Below are 19,532 nucleotides of genomic sequence, written 5' to 3'. Positions count from 1 at the left end.
ACAGCGCCCCCGGCACCCGGCAGAGTGGCCGCCCGTGACGAGCAGTGAGCTGTGGACCCGTGCGACCGCCGACCGCTACGACGCCGAGGAGGCCGAGAACTCCTCGGCCGCAGTGCTCGGACCGGCTCTCACCTTCCTCGCCGAACTCGCCGGAGACGGCAGGGCGCTGGAGTTCGCCATCGGAACCGGACGCGTGGGTGTCCCGCTCCGGGAACGCGGCGTGCCGGTGGTGGGCGTCGAACTCTCCGAACACATGGCAGCGGTCCTGCGGCGCAAGATCGACGAGGAGGCGCTCCCGGTAGCCGTCGGGGACATGGCCACCACCGTCGTCCCCGGCGAGTTCACCCTGGTCTATCTCGTCTACAACACCATCGCGAACCTGCTCACGCAGGACGAGCAGGTCGAGTGCTTCCGCAACGCCGCACGTCATCTGGCGCCAGGCGGCCGGTTCGTCGTCGAACTGGGCGTGCCGCCGCTGCGGTTCCTGCCGCCCGGCCAGGTCGCGGTGCCGTTCGACGTCTCCGAGCAGCATCTCTGCTTCGACACCCTCGATCTTGTCGAGCAGACTCTCGTCTCCCACCACTTCACCCGCGACGGCGACGACGGCCGCTACCGCCGCGGCACCTGCCGGCAACGGTACGTCTGGCCGGCGGAGCTCGACCTGATGGCACGGATCGCCGGGCTCGATCTGGAACGCCGCGTCGCGGACTGGGAGGGGACACCGTTCACCCAGGACTCCGCGAAGCACATCTCCGTGTGGCGCAAGCCGGCCTGAGGCCGGCCGCCGGGCGTCACCCGCCTGCGCTCCGGTGGCCTGCCGGGGAGTTCGCCGACCGGTTCGGCGCGGGCCCGCACGGCGGGCCGGTGCCCGCGACGCCGCTGTCCTCCCTCCGCTCTCCTCGTACACGCCACTCTCCTCGTACACGCCGGCGGACGCGTGGGCGCACCGCCGCCGGGGAACCAGCAGATCAGCGAAGGCGGCGTGGCGCGGAGGGCGTCCGCCGCCACGGAGGCCGGCCGTCCGTGCACGGGGCGCGGACGTGGGGAGGCGGGACGTGCGGAGGAAGCAAGGATGACGCTGGGACTGGGACTCGGTCTGCCGCAGATGAAGCAGTACGAGCCGAGCCGTGATGTGACCGAGGTGGCGCGCGCCGCCGAGGAGTGCGGTTTCGGCAGTCTGTGGGTCTTCGAGCGCACGCTGGTGCCCGAGGACCCGGTCGACGGCATGTACGGCGTGCCGGGCCGCCCCTGGCCGGAGGGCTTCCGGCGGGTCGCCGACCCACTGGTCACCCTCGCGCAGGCCGCGGCGGTCACCGGGCGGGTGCGGCTGGGAACGGCCGTGCTGGTGGCACCGCTGCACGCGCCGTTCGACCTGGCCCGCACACTCGCCTCCCTGGACGCGGCGAGCGGCGGCCGTCTGGTCGCCGGGCTCGGCACGGGATGGTCGCGGGACGAATACGCCGCGGCGGGCGCGGACTTCGGCCGTCGCGGTGAGCTGCTGGAGGAGACACTGGATGTCTGCGACACCGTGTGGGGTCAGGGCCCGTCCTCCTACGACGGCATCCGCACCCGCCTCCCGCCCTCCGATGTGGGCCCCAAGCCGGTGTCCGGGCGGGTTCCCGTGCTGCTGGCCGCGAGCAACCACCGCACCCTGGACCGGCTGGCACGCCGTGCGGACGGCTGGCTGCCCTCCCTCGCTCCGCACCCGGTGGTGGCGCGCACCTGGGCGACGGTGCGTGAGCTGGCCGAGCGCCACGGGCGGGACCCGGACTCCCTGACGCTGGTGCAGCGGTGCGCGGTACGGGTCACCGACAAGCCGCTGGACGGCGGACGGCGGCAGCACCAGGGCAGCGTGGAGCAGATCGTCGAGGACTTCGCCGAGGGCGTCGCCGCCGGGGTGGACGAGGTGATCGTGGATCTGCAGGGTGCGTCCCGCGACGTGTCGGAACTGCTGGACTCCGCACGGAGGTTGTACGCGGCGGTGCGGGAGGCGGGCATGTAGCGCACGGGAGGCGGTCCGGGCCGGGGCTCCGTCCGGTGCCGGAGGTCAGCCGGGCGGGAGGTCCCGGGCCCGCGCGGCGGGCGGGGGCGCGGGGCGGATTCGCACGAAGCGGGTGGCGAGGGGGCCTGCCACGGCGAGAATGAGGACATAGGCCGTCACCAGCGGTCCGAGGCGGCTGTTCTGTGTGCCGGCCAGGGCGATGATGACGATGGAGAACTCACCGCGGGCGATGAGCGCCGTCCCCGCCCGCAGCCGGCCCTGCCGCCCGGCTCCGTCCCGGGAGGCGGCGTACCAGCCGGCGGCCACCTTCGTCGCCGCGGTGACCACGGCGAGCGCCAGCGCGACGGGGAGCAGCGGGAGCAGGTCCCGCGGGCTGACGGAGAGGCCGATGGCGAGGAAGAACGCGGCGGCGAACAGGTCCCGCAGCGGGCTGAGCACGGCACGCGCCTTGTTCGCCGCCTCGCCGGTGAGGGCGAGGCCGACGAGGAAGGCGCCGACGGCGGCGGAGACGTGGACGGCCTCGGCCAGCGCCGCCACGACCAGGGTGATGCCCAGCACCCGCAGCAGCACCTGTTCCGAGTCCGGATGCGAGACCAGCCTGCCCAGGTGACGGCCCCACCAGTAGGACGCGGCGAAGGCGGCCGTCACCGCGCTGACCGCGATCAGCACCCCCAGCAGGGCCTGGCGCCACGTGCCGCCCGAGACGGTCACGGCCAGCACCGGGAGGTAGACGGCCATCGCGAAGTCCTCCAGCACCAGCACGGACAGCACGGCCGGGGTCTCCCGGTTGCCGAGCCGCCGCAGGTCCCCCAGGAGGCGGGCGATGATGCCGGACGAGGAGATGTAGGTGACGCCCGCGAGGGCGAGGATGCCCGGGGCGTCCAGTCCGAGCAGCCAGCCCGCCGCGGCGCCGGGCAGGGCGTTGAGCAGCAGGTCGGCGACGGCGGAGGGCACGTGCCGGCGCAGGCTGACGGTGAACTCGGGGATGGTGAACTCAAGTCCGAGCGCGAGCAGCAGCAGGACCACACCGAGGGAGGCCCCGATGTCGACGAACTCGCCGGCGGAGGGCACGGGCACCACTCCCCCTTCGCCCAGGGCCACTCCCGTCAGCAGGTACAGCGGCACGGGCGAGAGCGCGAAACGCCGCGCCAGGGCGCCCAGCACGCTGAGCGCGACGAGGATGGTGCCGAGTTCCAGCAGCAGGGCGACGGAGGTGTGCACGGGATCAGCCCTCGATGATGCGGGTCACGCCGGCGATGCCGTCGCGGGTCCCGATCACCACCAGCACGTCCCCGGCGCGCAGCCGGTGGCCGGGGCCCGGAGAGGCGGTGACCTCCTCGCCGCGTACGACGGCCACGATCGAGGCGCCGGTCCGCGTCCGGGCTCTGGTCTCGCCCAGCGGGCGGCCGTCGAAGGGGGAACCGGCCCGCACCTCGACCTGTCCGGAGCCGAGTCCGGGGACCTCCTTGGTGAGGTCGGCGAACCGCTCGGCGATCCGCGGGGCGCCGAGGATCTCCGCGAGGACGTCGGCCTCGTCGCCCGTGAGCCGCAGGGCGGGCCGGCCTTCGTCGGGGTTGTCGGCGGAGTACACCACCAGTTCGAACTCGCCCGTTCTCCGGGCGATGATGCCGACACGGTCGCCGTCCTCGTTGGTGAACTCGTAACGCAGACCGACGCCGGGCAGAAGCACCTCGTTGACATCCATGCCCCCATCATCGGGGCTCCTCCGCCCGTGACCCGGTCACCGGGCGGGGCGGGGCGGGGTCGTGCTCCCGCCCCGCCCCGGCGTGGTTGAGGAGGCGTCAGTCCTCGGGCAGTTCCACCGGCGCGATCTCGTCGTAGACGTCTCCCGGGCCCGGGTTGGCCGGGTCGGTGCCGCCGCCGAAGTGGTGCAGAACGCCCCACACGGCGTTGAGCGCGGTCTGCACCGCTCCCTCCGCCCAGCCCGCCGTCCAGGAGACGTCGTCACCCGCGAGGAAGAGTCCGCGCTTGTCCTCGGGCAGCCGGTCCTGCATGAAGTGGGTGAACAGGCGCCGCTGGTAGCGGTAGTGGCCGGGGAGGTTGGCCTTGAACGCGCCCATGAAGTACGGCTCGTTCTCCCAGGAGACGGTGACCGGACTGCCGGTGATGTGGCGCCGGATGTCGACGCCGGGATAGATCTCACCGAGGGACTTGAGCATCACCTCCATGCGCTCGTTGGCGTTCAGGGGGAGCCACTTGAGGCTGTCGTCGCACCATGTGTAGGAGAGACAGATGACGGCGGGGCGGTCCGGTCCGTCGTCGAGCAGGTACGTGCCGCGCGTCATGCGGTCGGTGAGCGTCATGCTCATCACGTCCCGGCCGGTCGGCAGCCCCTTGTCGTCGACGGCCTCGTCGAGCCAGAACGGGCGGTCGACGGGCACGAACAGCTTCGAGGACTCCATGTAGTGGGTGCGCTCCACGGCCGTCCAGTGGTCGATGGGCAGCAGCGCGTCATCGCAGTCGATCTTGCTGAGCAGCATCCAGGACTGCGCGGTGAAGACCGCCGCCCGGTAGGTCCGGATGTTCCCGCCTTCGTCGGTGACGGTGATGCGGTTGCCCGAATTGCGGGTCAGGCGTGTCACGGCCGGACGGTGGGTGCGGCCGGGGTGGAGTGAGGCGAGCGAGGTGCCGCGCGGCCAGTGGGTGAGCTTGTCCGGCTCGTGCTCCCACAGCCGCAGCGGGAGCTGCTGGCTGCCGCCGACGATGCTGCGGTGGTCGTCGTCCGCGCCGGTGTAGACGACCCGGAGGATCTCCAGGATGGAGTTGGGGAAGTCGGTGTCCCAGCCTCCGGTGCCGAAACCGACCTGCCCGAATATCTCGCGGTGCCGGAAGGAGGAGAAGGAGGGCGAGTCGCACAGGAAGCCGTAGAAGGTCTGGTTGTCCAGCTTCTCCACCAGCCGGGACCAGATCTCCCGGATGCGCGGCACGTCGCGCTCCCGCACTGCGCGCTGCATGGCGGAGAAGTCCGCCCCGTCCTCCAGGCAGGCGTTCCAGGCGTCCATGACCTGGTGGTAGACGGGCGGCAGATCCTCCAGCGTACGGGCGTAGTGCGGGCTGCCCTTGAGGTCGACGACGGTCGAAGGGGTGTGGGGGGCGAGGGGGTTGGGGAACGGACGGGTCTCCAGGCCCGTCAGCTCCACGTAGTGCCGGAAGGCGGTGGAGGACGGCGGGAAGCGCATCGCGCCCATCTCGGCCGTCAGGTTCTCCTCGCCTTCGAAGGAGGCGGTGCGCAGCCGTCCGCCGATCTGGTCGGCCTCGTAGACGACGGGCTTGAGCCCGGTCTTCATCAGCTCGTAGGCGGTGACGATGCCGGAGAGGCCGCCGCCGATCACGGCGACCTCGCTGCCGTGCTCGGTCGCCGGCACGGAGCCCACGCCCGCGGGGTGGGCGAGGAAGTCGTCGTAGGCGAAGGGGAAGTCGGGGCCGAACATGGTCAGCGGCGGCGCGGTCGCGGCGGCTGCCGGCTGCTCCTCGTGGACGGCCGTGGGCACCGTTGACGTCATCGGGGCGTGCCTCTCTCGTCGGTGGGCGGGTGTGACCGCGGCGCGCGCCCGGAGAACGGCGCGCTCCGCGGGGGGCGTCGGAAGGGTGAGCGAACGCGGCGGGGAAGGACAGGGACGGGAACGTGGGGCCGGACGGCCCCGTCAGGCGGCGTAGAGGTCGCCGCGCCGGTCGTCCAGATAGGTGGTCTGCGCGCGGGAGGCCCGCAGCGCTGCGGTGTCGACGTCGGCGAGGAGCAGTTCCTCGCCGCTGCCCGCGCGGGCGGGCACCGTGCCGTCGGGGGCGGCGAGGCAGCTGAGGCCGGCGAAGTCGAACTCCCCTTCGCGGCCTTGCCTGTTGGCGTAGGCGAGGTAGAGCTGGTTCTCCCAGGCGCGGGCGGGCACGACGGTCCGGGGGACGATGTCGTACGGGCGCATCAGCGCCGTCGGCACCACCAGCAGCTCGGTTCCGGCAAGGGCGTGGGCGCGTACCGTCTCGGGGAACTCCACGTCGTAGCAGACGAGCAGCCCGATCCGTACGCCCTCCAGGTCGGCCTGGACGAGCAGCCGGCCGCCGGGCGTGAAGTGGGCCCTCTCCCAGCCGCCGTACAGGTGCGTCTTGCGGTAGCCGGCCAGGACGGACCCGTCGGGGCCGGTGAGCGCCACGGAGTTGTGCACGCTCCCCCCGTCCAGCTCGGGGTATCCGTGGACGAGGGCGATGCCGTGTTCCCGGGCGATCCGGGCGACGGCGCGGGCGCTGTCGCCCCCGGCGGGTTCGGCGAGGGCGGCGACGCGGTCCCCCAGCGCGTAGCCGGTGAGCGACAGTTCGGGGGTGACCAGCAGCCGCGCGCCCCGGGCCGCGGCACGGCGGGCGGCGTCGTCGATCGCGGACAGGCCGTCCTCGACGGTACGTGGCGCCCGGGCGGGGCCTTGGTGCAGCGCGACGCGCAGCGACGTCATGGAACCTCCGACTCTGGGCCGGTCCTGCGGATGTGCGGGGGAACACTTCGACGGTAGATCCGGGCAGTTCGGCGGGCAAGGCTCATCCGTTGCGCATCCAGGAGCCGTCCGTTGCGTCTTCTTCCGTCGCTGTGGTGATTCGTTGCGTGCTCGGTGCGCGGTACGCGTGCCGTGGCCGTGCGGCCCTCTCAGCGCGGTGCCCCCGAGGTGTAGCGGCGCAGCAGCGGCGAGAGCACCAGCACGGACTTCGTACGCTCCACGAAGGCCTCGCCCGCGATGCGTTCCAGCACCTGCTCGAAGTGGCGCATGTCGGCGGCGAAGACCTGGACGACGGCGTCGGCATCGCCCGTGACCGTGGAGGCGGAGGCGACCTCGGGGTAGCGGGCCAGTGCGCGGCGGATGTCCTCGGGCGAGGTCTTGGAGCGGCAGTACATCTCGATCCAGCCCTCCGTCTCCCAGCCCAGCGCCGCCGGGTCCACCCGTACGGTGAAGCCGGTGATGGCGCCCTGCTCGCGCAGCCGGTCCACCCGGCGCTTGACGGCGGGAGCGGAGAGGCCGACCTCGGCGCCGATGTCGGCGAAGGAGCGGCGGGCGTCCTCGGCCAGGGCGTGGACGATGCGTTCGTCGAGTTCGTTCAGGGGCACGGCGGCTGGCTCACTCTTCCCTGCGCGCGGGGTCCGGCGACGACGGCGGGGTGCCGTCCTCGCCCGCGTTCAGCCGGGAGCGGCGCATACCGTACCCGAAGTAGACCACAGCGCCCACGGCCATCCAGACGCCGAAGACGGCCCAGGTGACGGAGTCGAGGCTGAACATCATCCACAGGCACAGCCCGAGCCCGACGGCGGGGACGAGCGGCGAGGCGGGCACACGGAAGGTGCGCCGCATCGTCGGGCGAGTGCGGCGCAGCACGATCACCGCGACGTTGACCAGGCCGAAGGCGAAGAGTGTCCCGATGCTTGTCGCGTCGGCCAGCCGGCCCAGCGGGACGGCGGCGGCCAGTGTCCCGCAGAAGAGGGAGACGATGAGGGTGTTGGCGCGCGGCGTGCCGCTGCGGGCGTGGACCTTGGAGAAGATCCCGGGCACCAGGCCGTCCCGGGACATGGCGAAGAGGATGCGGGTCTGTCCGTAGAGCACGACCAGCACGACGGACGCGATGGCCACGACGGCGCCGAACGCGAGCACCGCCGGCCAGAAGTCCTGCCCGGTGACACTGCGCAGCACACCCGCCAGAGCCGCCTCGGTGCCCTCGAACTCCCGCCACGGCAGGGCGCCGACGGCGACGGCCGCGACCAGGCAGTACAGCACGGTGACCAGGCCCAGCGAGAGCAGGATCGCGCGAGGCAGGTCACGCTGCGGGTCCTTGGCCTCCTCCCCGGCCGTGGAAGCGGCGTCGAAGCCGATGTAGGAGAAGAACAGGGTGGCTCCGGCGGCGCTGACCCCGGCCATGCCCAGCGGCATGAAGGGCTGGTAGTTGCCCGCCTTCACCCCGGCGGCGGCCACGGCGCAGAACACCAGCAGCGCCAGGATCTTCACCGCCACCATGACGGTGTTGGCGCGGGCGCTCTCCTTCGCGCCGCCCATCAGGAAGGCCATCGCCAGCAGTACGACCAGCAGGGCGGGGACGTTGAAGAGCCCGCCCTCGCCGGGCGGTGCGGCCAGCGCCTGAGGGAGGGTCACTCCGAGCGTCCCGTGCAGGAGTTCGTCGATGTACTGGCCCCAGCCGACTGCGACCGCCGCCACCGACACCCCGTACTCCAGCAGCAGGCACCAGCCGCACACCCAGGCGACCAGTTCGCCCATGGTCGCGTAGGCGTAGGAGTAGGACGAGCCGGCGACGGGGATGGTGCCGGCCAGTTCGGCGTAGGAGAGCGCCGAGAAGAGCGCCGTCAGTCCGGCGATCGCGAAGGAGACGGTCACCGCGGGGCCCGCGTCGGGGACGGCCTCACCGAGCACGACGAAGATCCCCGTTCCCAGCGTCGCCCCGATGCTGATCATGGTCAGCTGCCACAGGCCGAGGCTGCGGCGCAGGTCACCGCCCGCTCCGTGACCGCCCTCGGCGACCAGGCGCTCCACCGGTTTGCGGCGCAGCAGCCGGCCGGCGGCGCCCCGCGGTGCGGGGGACTTCGGATGAAGGGACGGGTCTGCTCCCTGGACCGGCACGGCAGCGGCCTCCTCGGTGTTGATCAGATGTGGCCCACGACCCTACGAGGCGGGTGCCGCGTCACGGAACGGGACACCTTTGCGCGCTCGCGGCGATGTGTTGCGTGCAACTGGCGGGCGGAGGCGATTCGTTCAGCCCCCGGCGCAGCCGCCGGTGCCGGCCTCACCAAGCGCTCGGGCGGGCCGCCGCGCCGTGTACGCGCAGCGCCCCGCACCGAGCCCGTGCCCGTTCCCGTGCTCACCAACTCGCGTGCAGGGGCTCACCCTCCGCATACCCGGCGGCGCTCTGCACTCCGACGACGGCCTTCTCCGCGAACTCCGCCAGGGAGGCGGCGCCCGCGTACGTGCACGAGGAGCGGACTCCCGCGATGATCGCGTCGATGACGTCCTCGACGCCGGGACGCGCCGGGTCGACGAACATCCGCGAGGTGGAGATCCCCTCCTCGAACAGCGTCTTGCGGGCACGGTCGTAGGCCGACTCGGCGCTGGTGCGGTGGAGCACGGCACGGGCCGAGGCCATGCCGTAGGACTCCTTGTACGCCCGTCCGTCGGCGGTCTGCTGGAGATCGCCCGGCGACTCGTACGTACCGGCGAACCACGACCCGATCATGACGTTCGACGCACCCGCCGCCAGCGCCATGGCCACGTCCCGCGGGTGCCGCACGCCGCCGTCGGCCCACACGTGCTTGCCGTGGCGGCGTGCCTCCGCCGCGCACTCCAGGACGGCGGAGAACTGCGGACGGCCGACTCCGGTCATCATCCGCGTGGTGCACATGGCGCCCGGACCGACACCGACCTTGACGATGTCGGCACCCGCCTCGATCAGATCGCGGACGCCGTCGGCGGCGACGATGTTCCCCGCGACGACGGGCACTCGGGGGTCCAGGGCGCGTACCGCACGCAGCGCCTCGATCATGCGCTCCTGGTGGCCGTGTGCCGTGTCCACGACGAGCGTGTCCACGCCGGCTTCGAGCAGCGCGGCGGCCTTGCCGGCCACGTCGCCGTTGATGCCGACGGCGGCCGCGACGCGCAGACGTCCGGCGCCGTCGGTGGCGGGGGTGTAGAGCGTGGCGCGCATCGCGCCCTTCCGCGTGAGGATGCCGGCGAGGCGGCCGTCGGCGTCGACGGCGGGGGCGAGTTTGCGGTGCGCGGCGTCGAGCTGGTCGAACGCCTCGCTGGGGTCGATGTCCGCCTTGAGGACGAGCAGGTCGCGGGACATCACCTCCGAGAGCTGGGTGAAGCGGTCCACGCCCGTCAGGTCGGACTCGGTGACGACGCCGACGGGGCGTCCCCCCTCGACGACGACGCCCGCCCCGTGGGCACGCTTGGGCAGCAGCGAGAGCGCGTCGGCCGCCGTCTGGGTCGGCGCCAGCGTGATGGGGGTGTCCAGCACGAGGTGGCGGTTCTTGACCCAGCTGGTGACCTCGGAGACGACGTCGATCGGGATGTCCTGCGGGATGACCACGAGGCCCCCGCGGCGGGCGACTGTCTCGGCCATGCGCCGTCCGGCGATCGCCGTCATGTTGGCGACGACCAGCGGGATGGTGGTGCCTGTGCCGTCCGGCGAGGAGAGGTCCACGCCCTGGCGGGAGCCGACGGCGGAGCGGCCGGGCACCATGAAGACGTCGTCGTAGGTCAGGTCGTACGGGGGCTGCTGATCGTTCAGAAATCGCATACGGGCACTCTCGGCTCTCTCACCTGCGTTGTGACTGCGGGGCGGGTGGGGAGTCCGGGCCGGCACAGCAGCGTCCGGGATGTGGATCCTTCTCCCATCATCCCTGATGGGCGCCGCGGACGGCGAACCGGGCCCCTGGCATCTCCCTGCGGCCGGGGCGACGGCCGCTCCGTCCCGCCCGGGAGGGGCACGGCGGAGCCGGTTGCACGGCCGCAGGAGGCGCATCTAATGTCCCGCTCGGACACATGAATCCATCCATGTTGGGGGGCAGCAGGTGGGAAAGGCTCTCCCCACGTCCCAGCGCGCCTACGACTACGCCAAGGAACGGATACTCGAAGGCGTCCTCGCCGGTGGCGAGCTGATCAGCGAGGGCACGGTGGCCCAGGCGCTGGGCATCAGCCGGACGCCCGTGCGTGAGGCATTCCTGCGGCTGGAGACGGAGGGGCTGCTGCGCCTCTATCCCAAGCGGGGCGCGGTGGTGGTGCCCGTCTCCGCCAAGGAGGTCGAGACGGTCCTGGAGACGCGGGAGCTGATCGAGTCCTTCGCCGCGGAGAAGGTCGCCTCCCTCGGCCCTGCGGCGCTTGAGGCGCTCGTCGAGCGGCTGCGCGGCCAGCTCCGTGAGCAGCGGAAGCTGCGCGAGGCCGGTGACGGCAAGGCGTTCGTCGCCGCAGACCAGGCCTTCCACGAGCTGATCGTCGGCGCGGCGGACAACGACATCCTGCTCGGTCTCTACTCCGGGCTGCGGGACCGCCAGCAGCGCATGGGCCTCGTCGCCGTGTTCAACGACGACGACCGGCTGCGCGCCACCAACCACGAGCACACCGAACTCGTCGCCCTCCTCGAACAGGGCGACGTGGCGGGCTACCGCAGCGCGCTGCGCGGGCACCTGCGGGGTACCCGCGCAGCACTGCTGGGACATCAGACCGGCAGCATCCAGCCCAGCACGGACGTGGACTGAAGGAAGACCAGGACACACATCAGCAGCAGCAGCGCCAGGCTCCAGCCGACGACCTTCCGCAGCAGTTCGGCCTCGCGCCCGCCCAGGCCCGTCGCGGCGGCGGCGATGGCCAGGTTCTGCGGGGAGAGCATCTTGCCCAGGACCCCGCCGGAGCTGTTGGCGGAGGCGAGGAGTTCGGGGCTGAGGCCGGAGGACTTGGCCGCCGCCACCTGGAGCGTGCCGAAGAGGGCGTTGGCCGAGGTGTCGGACCCGGTGACGGCGACGCCCAGCCAGCCCAGCACCGGGGAGAGGAACGCCAGTCCGGCACCGGCACCGGCGATGCCGTGCCCGATGGTGGCCGTCTGTCCGGACAGGTTCATCACGTACGCCAGCGCCAGTACGGCCGCCACGGTGAGGATGGCCCAGCGGAGCTGGTGCAGGGTACGGCCGTAGGCGCGTACGGCGATGCCCGGCGAGATGGACAGAAGCGCCGCGGTGAGGACACCGCTGAGCAGCAGCATCGTGCCCGTCGCCGGCAGCCAGTTGAAGTTGAAGGCCGTCGCCGCGACCGGCTCGCCCGTGACGGGGTCGGCGACGCTGAGTCCGGGCCAGTCGAAGACGACCGCGCCCTTCTCCAGGACGGTCTTGACCGCCGGTATCTGGGTCACGGCGAAGATGACGATGATGACGGCGTAGGGCAGGTACGCCTTCAGGGCGGCTCGCGGGCTGTCCTCGGCGGCGGGGGCGGCGGGGACCTCGGTGTCCGTGCCGGCGGCGGTGCCGGAGCCGGTCCCGCCGGACGTACCGGAGGCGGTCCCGCCGGACGTGCCGGAGGGGGAGGCGGAAGCGCCGCCCGCGCCGCCGGACTCCTGCGGGCCGGACTCCTGCTCCTCGACGGGAAGCAGGGTGTAGGAGCCGCGGACACGCATCACCAGCACGAGCACGCCGACGGAGAAGAGCGAGGCGACGACGTCGGTGAGTTCCACCGAGATGTAGTTGGAGCAGACGAACTGGGAGACGGCGAAGGCGAGTCCGCAGGCCAGAGACGGCACCCACGTCTGCCGCACGCCGCGGCGCCCGTCGACGAGCCAGACCAGCAGTACGGGCACGATCGCGGCCAGCAGCGGCGTCTGACGCCCCACGGTGGAGGAGACGTCCTCGAGCTGGAGCCCGGTGAGCTGGGAGAGCGTGATGACGGGCGTCCCCATCGCGCCGAACGCCACGGGCGCGGTGTTGGCGACCAGGGCCACCGTGGCAGCCTTGAACGGTTTGAACCCCAGTGCGATGAGCATGACCGCACTGATCGCCACCGGTGCGCCGAAGCCGGCCAGCGCCTCCAGGAGCGCGCCGAAGCAGAAGGCGACGATGACGGCCTGGAGCCGCTGGTCGTCGGAGAGTTTGCTGAAGGAGCGGCGCAGCACCTCGAAGTGCCCCGTGTCGACGGTCATCTGGTAGACCCACAGGGCGTTGACGACGATCCACATGATCGGGAAGAGGCCGAACACGGCGCCCAGAACCGCGGAGTTGAGACTCTGCGTGACGGGCATGCCGTAGGCGGCGACGGCCACCACGACGGCAGTGCCCAGCGCGGCCAGCGCCGAGAGCCACGCCTGGACGCGCAGCACGCCCAGCAGCACGAAGAAGACGACCAGCGGCAGGGCCGCTACGAGCGACGACCACCCCAGTGAGCCGCCCAGCGGGTCGAGTACGGGTTGGAACACGGTGCCTCCGGTGACGAGTTGGGACTCGGGGGACGACTCACCAGGGCTTGACGCCGCGTATGGAGGCGTCGACGACCTGGACGGGGTGCAGCACGGGCAGCGGGGACTCGAGGTGCCGTGAGATCTGAAGCAGGCAGCCGGGGTTGGCGGTGACCACGGCGTCGGGAGCGGTGGAGCGGACGTTCTGCGCCTTGCGGCGGCCGAGTTCCTCGGCCGTTTCGGGCTGGACGAGGTTGTAGACGCCCGCGGAGCCGCAGCACATGTCCGCCTCGGGGATGGCGGTCACCTCCAGACCGGGCACGCTCCCCAGGACGGCGCGCGGCTGTTCGCGCACTCCCTGTGCGTGCGCGAGGTGACACGCCTCGTGGTGCGCGACACGTGCGGGGACCGGGTGGCGCGGGGCGAGCGGGGGCAGTTCGGCGAGGAGTTCGGAGATGTCGCGTACTTTCGCGGCGAACGCGGCCGCGCGGTCGCGGTATTCGGGGTCGTCGGCGAGGAGCCGTCCGTACTCCTTGAGCGCGGAGCCGCAGCCGGCGACGTTGACGACGACCGCGTCCACCTCGTGCGCCTCGAAGGTGTCGATGAGCCGCCGTGCCCGCTCGACGGCCTCCTCCTCCCGCCCGGCGTGTTCACTGAGGGCGCCGCAGCAGCCCTGCGCGCGGGGCGCCACCACGTCGCAGCCCTCCGCGGTCAGGACACGCACCGTCGCCTCGTTGACCTGCGCGAAGAAGACCTGCTGCACACAGCCGGTGACCATGCCGACGGTGCGCCGTGCCGTGCCCGTGCCGCCCTGCGCGGTGGTGGCCTCACCCGAGCCGGCGGCAGCGGGTTCATGGTCCGTACGGGCGGGGCTGTGGCCGGGAGTGCGGCGCAGCGCCGAGCGCAGCCGGACGTCCGGCATCAGCGCCTCCAGGGCACGCATCCGTGCCGGCAGCCGCCGCAGCAGCCCCGTCCTGTGCAGCGCGCCGCGGATGCGCAGCCGCTGGTACAGGGCGCCGAACACGGCCGCCACCCGCAGGCGTCGCGGGTAGGGGAAGACGCGGAAGATCAGTTCGCGGAAGGCGCGGTCGGAGCGGGAACGGGCCCAGTTGCGTTCGATCTGCGGACGGACGGACTCGATGAGCCGGTCGTACTGCACGCCGGAGGGGCAGGCGGGCACGCACGCCATGCAGCCCAGGCAGTTGTCGAAGTGGCCCACCGCGGCGGCGTCCAGCGGGGCCTCGCCCTCGCCGATGAGCTTCATCTGGTAGATGCGGCCGCGCGGAGAGTTCATCTCCTCGCCGGTCAGCGCGTACGTGGGGCAGGCGGGCAGGCAGAAACCGCAGTGCACGCAGTCGGAGAGAAGCTCCGGGGAGGGCGGGCGTTGGGCGTCGAAACCCCCCTCCGGGGTGGTGGCTCGGTCGTCGTGCGATCCACCGTGCGGCGAAGTCATGCGGCGCTCCCTGGGGGTGGGCCGTGGTCCGGGTGCTCGTACTCGGTGTTGGGGTGTCGAGGTGCTCGGGTGTCGGGATGTTCGGGTGTCGAGGTGCTCGGCTGCTCGGGTGCCCGGGTCCTCCGTGCTCTGCGGGAAGGAGAAGGGTCACAGCCAGGGAGTGAAGCGGCCCGGTGCGCAGCGGCCTTCCGGGTCGAACTCCCGCTTGAGGGAACGCAGGAGGGGAACGGTGGGCGGTGCCGGACCCCACGAGGACGCCGTCTCCTCGACGCCTTCGCGCCGCCGCCGCAGGGTCAGGGAGCCTCCGCTCTCGTGCACGGACTCGCGCCACGCTGTCAGGCATGCCGCGTGCTCCCTGGCCTCTCCCCCGCGCAGTACGACGGTGTGCACGCCTTGAGCGATGCCGCTGACGATGCCGGCCTCCACGCCCGTGCCCTCCGTCAGCGCCCGCAACCTCCGGTGCAGGGCGGGCAGTTGCGCCGGGCGGGTACCGGCGCGCAGCACCGTCTCGCCTTCCCGGCCGCGGACACGGACGGCCAGCTCCTCCCAGACGGACCGCTCGGCGGCGGCGTCCAGGACCCGGGCAGCGGCCAGTTCGGGCAGTTCGGTGGCGAGCCGCCCGCGGGCGGACGTGCTCTCCTCGGTGCCGTGGAAGCGGATCAGCAGCTTCCGCCCGTCCCACTCGACCGCGACCGGCTCCAGCGGCGAGCGCATCACGGCGCGCGCCGCCGACAGCGCCTGCGCCGCGTCCTCCTCCGCCAGCGCCACGGTGGAGGTAGCGGCGGGCAACGGGTGGACGCGCAGATTGAGTTGCGCCACCAGGCCGAAGACTCCGAGCGAACCCGACATGAGCTTCGCCAGGTCGTAGCCTGCGACGTTCTTGATGACCTCGCCGCCGCTGCGCACCACGGTGCCGTCGGCCAGTACGAGCGTCGCGCCGATGACGAGGTCGCTCATGCCGCCGTACTTCAGACGCCGCGGCCCGGCGTCGCCGCCCGCCAGCAGCCCGCCGAGCGTGGCGCCCCCGGCGGCAGTCGGCGCGTCCAGCGGCAGCCACTGGCCGGCCGGGGCGAGTTGTTCCTGGAGCCGCGTGAGCGGCATCCCGGCCTCGACGCTGACCGTCCAGTCCTCCGGGGCGTGGGCGAGGAGCCGGTCCAGGCCGCCGGTCTCCACCACGAGGTCGGTGGCATCGACCGGCGCCCCCCAGTCCAGCGCGGTCCCGGCCCCGGTGAAGAGCAGCGACTGCCCCTCGCCCGCTGCCCTCTCCAGCGCCTCGGCGGCCCCGGCCAGATCCGTCGGCCGTACGCGGGAGGGCGAACTCCCGGCACCGGGCGCGGAGCCGGCCCCGCGGGCGGCACCTGCGGGGCTCTCACGCAGCGTGCCCGGAGGCTCCTCGGCCTCGGCCATCTCCCTCACCACCTCTCGATGACTCCCGCCTCTTCCAGCGGGTGCGGCCGGAAACGGCCCGGTTTCTCGCCGCACAGCCGTGGAGTGGGCAGGACCTTGCCGGGGTTGGCCAGTCCGTGCGGGTCGAAGGCGTGGCGCAGCCTGTGCATGACGGCCAGGTCGACCTCGCCGAACATCTTCGGCATGGAGCACGCCTTGTCCAGGCCGATGCCGTGCTCGCCGCTGAGCGACCCGCCCAACTCCACGCACAACTCGGCGATGCGGCCGGAGAGCTGCTCCGCCCGCTCCGCTTCGCCGGCCTGTTCGTCGAAGAGGACCAGCGGGTGCAGGTTGCCGTCGCCCGCGTGGAAGACGTTCGCCACGCGCAGCCCTTCCGTTCGTGACATCTCGGCGATGCGGGTCAGGGCCTCGGACAGCCGGGTGCGCGGGACGACGCCGTCCTGCACGAAGTAGTCGGGGCTGATGCGTCCCACCGCGGCGAACGCCGCCTTGCGGCCCTTCCAGATCAGGGCGCGCTCCTCGGCGGTGTCGGCGATGCGTACGTTCGTGGTGCCCTTCTCCCTGCACAGCGCGACGACTTGGGCGAACTGCTCCTCGCACTCGTCTTCCATGCCGTCGAGTTCGACGACGAGGGCCGCGGTCGCCTCCAGGCTGTATCCGGCGTGCACCGCCGCCTCGCACGCCTCGATCGCGAGCGAGTCGAGCATCTCCACCGCCGCGGGCACGATGCCCGACGCCATGATCCCGCTGACGGCCTCCCCCGCCGCCTCCACCGTGGGGAAGTCGGCGACCAGCGTGCGGACGCTCTGCGGGATGCGCAGCAGGCGCACGGTGATCTCGGTGGCGATGCCGAGGGTGCCTTCCGAGCCGATGAAGAGCCCGCGCAGGTCCGGTCCGGCGCTCTCGGGGGCGTCGCCGCCGAGCGTCACGGTCGAGCCGTCCGGCAGGACGACGCGCAGGGCGGTGACGTGGTTGACGGTGAAGCCGTACTTCACGCAGTGGGCGCCGCCGGAGTTCTCGGCGACGTTGCCGCCGATCGTGCACACCACCTGGCTGGACGGGTCGGGCGCGTAGTAAAGACCGTGCGGGGCCGCGACCTTGGAGATCTCCGCGTTGGTGACTCCGGGCTGGAGGACCATGCGGCGGTCGTCGGGGTCGAGTTCGAGGACCTGCCGCATGCGGGCCAGCGAGATGACCACGCCCTGTGCGACGGGCACGGCGCCCCCGGACAGACCCGTCCCGGCGCCGCGCGCGACGAAGGGCAGCTCCGCCTCGGCGCACAGGGAGACGGCGGCGGCGACCTCGTCGGTGGTGCGGGGCAACAGCACCAGGGCGGGGACTTCACGGAAGCCGGTCAGGCCGTCACACTCGTAGGTCCGCAGCTGGAGCGGATCGGTCAGGACGGCGTCCGTCCCGAGCGCTGCCTCGAACTTGTGGCGCAGTGCGGTGTCGATCATCGGCACCGTGCCTCCTGACCCGTGGATCGACCCTTCGAACAGAGCGGCAGCCGGCGAACATTCCGAAGTCCGGTATTCAAAGACCGCGCCACGGAACCTAGGGCCGTTGCATCTATGGGTCAACCCTTGGTTGCATCTATGTTTCGCAACGGGGGTGTTGAGGACTTGTGCAGGGACGCAACCCTCGTGAGGCGCCCCCCGGTGAACGGTGCACGGGCCGCTTCCGTACGCAAGGCCGCTCGCTCAGGGGGCGTGAAATCCCGTTCGGCGAGGGGCGTGACCGTGCGGCAGCGCGACGCGGAGTGCGCCGTTCGCTGCTGACGCGGGGAGGACTTCGGCGGGAAGTCCCACCCTCCGGACGAATCCGGGGAACACTCCCGGCACGTGCCCGCACGCGCACCGTCAGCGGCGGTGCCCGCACCCGGACAGCGCCGAGGAGAAGGACCACGCGACATGAGTGGGGTCGACGCTTCCGGGGGCAGGCACCGCGGTGAGCCCTCCGACAAGCCGTACGAGCCGCCGGAACCCGGCCCGGACGGCAGCGGACCGGGCGGCCCCGACGACGAATGACCCCGGACTGGGGCACACGCCACGCCCACCTGCCTCAGGTGCGGCTGACCGGCAAGCGACGGGGTGGCCGGTACACGGCCTGGGTGGAGGACGGCCGCGGATCCGCCGCCGATGCCGACGGAAGCGGTTACGTGTGGGAGTACGGGCCGCGCGCACTGTGGGAGGAGGTCGAGAGCCTGTGGGAGAGCTACGTGAGTGCCGGCAGCCCGGAGGCGGGTGAGTTCGGCCTCCGGGTCACCGGCCAGGGGCAGTACGTGTGGCTGCGCGATGCCGCCAGCCCCGTGGGCGGCATCGCGCACGGGTGACCGGGACAGGCCGCCGGAGTGAGCCGGACGGCCGCCGTACCCACCCCACCGGCCCCGGAACGGCGCCCCGTGCCCCGGTGCCCGCGAGGCGAACTCGCGGAAGGCCGGGGCGTGCTGCGGCCGCTCCGGGACAGCGCACGCCGCTACGCGCGGGATGGCTCCGTCATGCGAACTGGCCGGGCTGGTAGTCGCCAGCGGGCTGCCGCGTGATGACGTTCATGCGGTTGAAGGCGTTGATGAGGGCGATGGAGCACACCAGGGCGGCGAGCTGCTCCTCGTCGTAGTGCTTGGCGGCGTTCGCCCACGCCGCGTCCGTGACGCCGCCCGCCCCGTCGGCGGTACGGGTTCCCTGTTCCGCCAGCTCCAGCGCGGCGCGTTCGGCGTCGGTGAAGACCGTCGCCTCCCGCCAGGCCGCGACCAGATTCAGGCGCGTCGAGCTCTCCCCGGCGTGCGCGAGCTCCTTGGTGTGCATGTCCGCGCAGAAACCGCAGCCGTTGATCTGGCTGGCGCGAAGCGCCACCAGTTCCTGCGTCGCGACGGGCAGCGGCGAGTCCTTGACGGCCTTGCCCGCGGGGATGATGTGCTTCAGGAAACCTGCTGCGACCGGGCTGTCGAAGAGGTTCAACCGAGCTTCCACGTCCACTCCTTGCCGTTTGTCGGTGATGACACCTCTTCGACGGAGCGGCCCTGCGGAATGTGACATGACCTGATGTGACGTGCGCCTCCGCCGTTCGCCCCCGGCCGGTCGCAGTCCGCGGGCCCCTCGGCAAGGGATGTCCGGCAGTCGGGGCGGGACTCGTCGTCGGTCCCGCGCCGTGGCGCCGTGACGCCGGGTGGGGCCGCCCCCTGCCGGAGGCGGCGGCCCCGGCGCCCTTCCGGCGCCACGACCGGGATCGCGTCATACCGGCCGCGTCACACGGACCGCGTCCCGGTCCGGCCGCCGGCCGAGGACATGCCGACCGTCAGTCACCGTCCTCCTCCGCGGCGGGACGGCGAGCCTCACGGCGGCCCTCGTAGCGTTCCCTGCGGTTGCTGCTCCTGACCATCTGCTGCCGTTCCTTGACGCAGCCGCGCCTGCTGCACCCCGAACAGCAGGTGTGGCGGAACAGCAGCGCGTCGGGGTGCTCCCACCGGCAGCGGGTGTCCGCGCCCTCCCGGGCCGGCCTCGGTGGCAGATCGCACTCGCCCTCGCGGTGATCGTGGACGGGCCGGGGGCCGTGCTCCGCGTTGCGCACCCACAGCGGCTTGGTCCTGTCCGTACGGGACATCTCGTTCCTTCCGGAACCCGCCGCCCGTGCTCCCGGAACTTCCGGGCGGGCGGCCAGGTTCTGGAGGTCTTCGTCCGCATGGCGGCACACTCCTTCCGTTCGTCCGCGGCACCCGCGCGGGACGGGCGGCTCTGCGTG

The 19,532-nt window shown here is 72.4% G+C and carries 17 protein-coding genes; 4 read left to right on the top strand and 13 right to left on the bottom strand.

Features of this window, described 5'->3' with window-relative positions; genetic code table 11:
* Positions 1-34 precede the first annotated feature (34 nt).
* Together H343_RS0114110 and H343_RS0114105 are read left to right on the top strand one after the other, a co-directional pair.
* Complete coding sequence (locus H343_RS0114110; RefSeq protein WP_028431688.1) at positions 35-775, top strand: class I SAM-dependent methyltransferase; 741 nt, start codon at positions 35-37, stop codon at positions 773-775.
* A 297-nt stretch (positions 776-1,072) separates the two neighbouring features.
* Positions 1,073-2,002, top strand: coding sequence for an LLM class F420-dependent oxidoreductase (locus H343_RS0114105; RefSeq protein ID WP_028431687.1), 930 nt, complete (start codon positions 1,073-1,075; stop codon positions 2,000-2,002).
* Positions 2,003-2,047: 45 nt separating this feature from the next.
* Here the strand turns inward: H343_RS0114105 and H343_RS0114100 are convergent, their stop codons facing one another.
* The 7 genes from H343_RS0114100 to H343_RS0114070 all read right to left on the bottom strand — a co-directional run bounded on the left by H343_RS0114100 (position 2,048) and on the right by H343_RS0114070 (position 10,297).
* A complete protein-coding gene (locus H343_RS0114100) occupies positions 2,048-3,223 on the bottom strand; it encodes a cation:proton antiporter (RefSeq protein ID WP_028431686.1) in 1,176 nt (391 codons plus the stop codon).
* A 4-nt stretch (positions 3,224-3,227) separates the two neighbouring features.
* A complete protein-coding gene (locus H343_RS0114095; RefSeq protein WP_028431685.1) occupies positions 3,228-3,707 on the bottom strand; it encodes a cation:proton antiporter regulatory subunit in 480 nt (159 codons plus the stop codon).
* Positions 3,708-3,804: 97 nt separating this feature from the next.
* The gene (locus tag H343_RS0114090) at positions 3,805-5,526 is read right to left on the bottom strand and encodes an FAD-dependent oxidoreductase (protein ID WP_028431684.1); all 1,722 of its coding nucleotides are present in this window, start codon (positions 5,524-5,526) and stop codon (positions 3,805-3,807) included.
* Positions 5,527-5,667: 141 nt separating this feature from the next.
* Positions 5,668-6,462, bottom strand: a complete 795-nt coding sequence (locus H343_RS0114085; RefSeq protein ID WP_028431683.1) for a carbon-nitrogen hydrolase family protein — start codon at positions 6,460-6,462, stop codon at positions 5,668-5,670.
* 188 nt (positions 6,463-6,650) lie between these two features.
* On the bottom strand, positions 6,651-7,106 hold the full coding sequence (locus tag H343_RS0114080) for an Lrp/AsnC family transcriptional regulator (RefSeq protein ID WP_028431682.1): 456 nt from the start codon (positions 7,104-7,106) through the stop codon (positions 6,651-6,653).
* 10 nt (positions 7,107-7,116) lie between these two features.
* Entirely contained in the window at positions 7,117-8,622 is a 1,506-nt protein-coding gene (locus tag H343_RS0114075; RefSeq protein ID WP_028431681.1) for an amino acid permease, read from the bottom strand.
* A gap of 238 nt (positions 8,623-8,860) precedes the next feature.
* Positions 8,861-10,297, bottom strand: coding sequence for a GuaB1 family IMP dehydrogenase-related protein (locus H343_RS0114070; protein WP_028431680.1), 1,437 nt, complete (start codon positions 10,295-10,297; stop codon positions 8,861-8,863).
* Positions 10,298-10,571: 274 nt separating this feature from the next.
* On the opposite strand from H343_RS0114070, the gene H343_RS0114065 reads away from it, so the two are divergent.
* Entirely contained in the window at positions 10,572-11,255 is a 684-nt protein-coding gene (locus tag H343_RS0114065) for a GntR family transcriptional regulator (protein WP_028431679.1), read from the top strand.
* Here the strand turns inward: H343_RS0114065 and H343_RS0114060 are convergent.
* The 4 genes from H343_RS0114060 to H343_RS0114045 all read right to left on the bottom strand — a co-directional run bounded on the left by H343_RS0114060 (position 11,216) and on the right by H343_RS0114045 (position 17,251).
* Complete coding sequence (locus tag H343_RS0114060) at positions 11,216-12,955, bottom strand: L-lactate permease (RefSeq protein ID WP_028431678.1); 1,740 nt, start codon at positions 12,953-12,955, stop codon at positions 11,216-11,218. The two genes, H343_RS0114065 and H343_RS0114060, sit on opposite strands and share 40 nt — an antisense overlap.
* Positions 12,956-12,992: 37 nt before the next feature.
* Positions 12,993-14,387: a heterodisulfide reductase-related iron-sulfur binding cluster gene (locus H343_RS30540; RefSeq protein ID WP_051265186.1), complete on the bottom strand. Its 1,395-nt coding sequence runs from the start codon at positions 14,385-14,387 to the stop codon at positions 12,993-12,995.
* Positions 14,388-14,534: 147 nt separating this feature from the next.
* Positions 14,535-15,794 (bottom strand): FAD-binding oxidoreductase, encoded by a 1,260-nt coding sequence (locus H343_RS0114050; protein WP_158679560.1) that lies wholly within the window; start codon positions 15,792-15,794, stop codon positions 14,535-14,537.
* A 5-nt stretch (positions 15,795-15,799) separates the two neighbouring features.
* Positions 15,800-17,251: an FAD-linked oxidase C-terminal domain-containing protein gene (locus H343_RS0114045; RefSeq protein WP_037903673.1), complete on the bottom strand. Its 1,452-nt coding sequence runs from the start codon at positions 17,249-17,251 to the stop codon at positions 15,800-15,802.
* Positions 17,252-17,817: 566 nt separating this feature from the next.
* Between H343_RS0114045 and H343_RS0114035 the strand changes: the two genes are divergently transcribed.
* Complete coding sequence (locus tag H343_RS0114035; RefSeq protein WP_028431675.1) at positions 17,818-18,126, top strand: hypothetical protein; 309 nt, start codon at positions 17,818-17,820, stop codon at positions 18,124-18,126.
* Between the two features lie 163 nt (positions 18,127-18,289).
* Here H343_RS0114035 and H343_RS0114030 read toward each other — a convergent pair whose 3' ends face one another.
* Positions 18,290-18,763, bottom strand: a complete 474-nt coding sequence (locus H343_RS0114030) for a carboxymuconolactone decarboxylase family protein (RefSeq protein WP_028431674.1) — start codon at positions 18,761-18,763, stop codon at positions 18,290-18,292.
* 325 nt (positions 18,764-19,088) lie between these two features.
* The gene (locus H343_RS0114025; protein WP_028431673.1) at positions 19,089-19,394 is read right to left on the bottom strand and encodes a hypothetical protein; all 306 of its coding nucleotides are present in this window, start codon (positions 19,392-19,394) and stop codon (positions 19,089-19,091) included.
* Positions 19,395-19,532 lie beyond the last annotated feature (138 nt).

The sequence above is a fragment of the Streptomyces sp. TAA204 genome (assembly GCF_000424965.1).
This window is presented reverse-complemented; position numbering and strand designations above follow the sequence as displayed.

Coding starts and splice junctions, on each gene's coding strand:
- H343_RS0114070 (WP_028431680.1), bottom strand. CDS start 10,297: ATGCGATTTCTGAACGATCAGCAGCCCCCGTACGACCTGACCTACGAC.
- H343_RS0114105 (WP_028431687.1), top strand. CDS start 1,073: ATGACGCTGGGACTGGGACTCGGTCTGCCGCAGATGAAGCAGTACGAG.
- H343_RS0114085 (WP_028431683.1), bottom strand. CDS start 6,462: ATGACGTCGCTGCGCGTCGCGCTGCACCAAGGCCCCGCCCGGGCGCCA.
- H343_RS0114095 (WP_028431685.1), bottom strand. CDS start 3,707: ATGGATGTCAACGAGGTGCTTCTGCCCGGCGTCGGTCTGCGTTACGAG.
- H343_RS0114090 (WP_028431684.1), bottom strand. CDS start 5,526: ATGACGTCAACGGTGCCCACGGCCGTCCACGAGGAGCAGCCGGCAGCC.
- H343_RS0114035 (WP_028431675.1), top strand. CDS start 17,818: ATGACCCCGGACTGGGGCACACGCCACGCCCACCTGCCTCAGGTGCGG.
- H343_RS0114045 (WP_037903673.1), bottom strand. CDS start 17,251: ATGATCGACACCGCACTGCGCCACAAGTTCGAGGCAGCGCTCGGGACG.
- H343_RS0114050 (WP_158679560.1), bottom strand. CDS start 15,794: ATGGCCGAGGCCGAGGAGCCTCCGGGCACGCTGCGTGAGAGCCCCGCA.
- H343_RS30540 (WP_051265186.1), bottom strand. CDS start 14,387: ATGACTTCGCCGCACGGTGGATCGCACGACGACCGAGCCACCACCCCG.
- H343_RS0114025 (WP_028431673.1), bottom strand. CDS start 19,394: ATGTCCCGTACGGACAGGACCAAGCCGCTGTGGGTGCGCAACGCGGAG.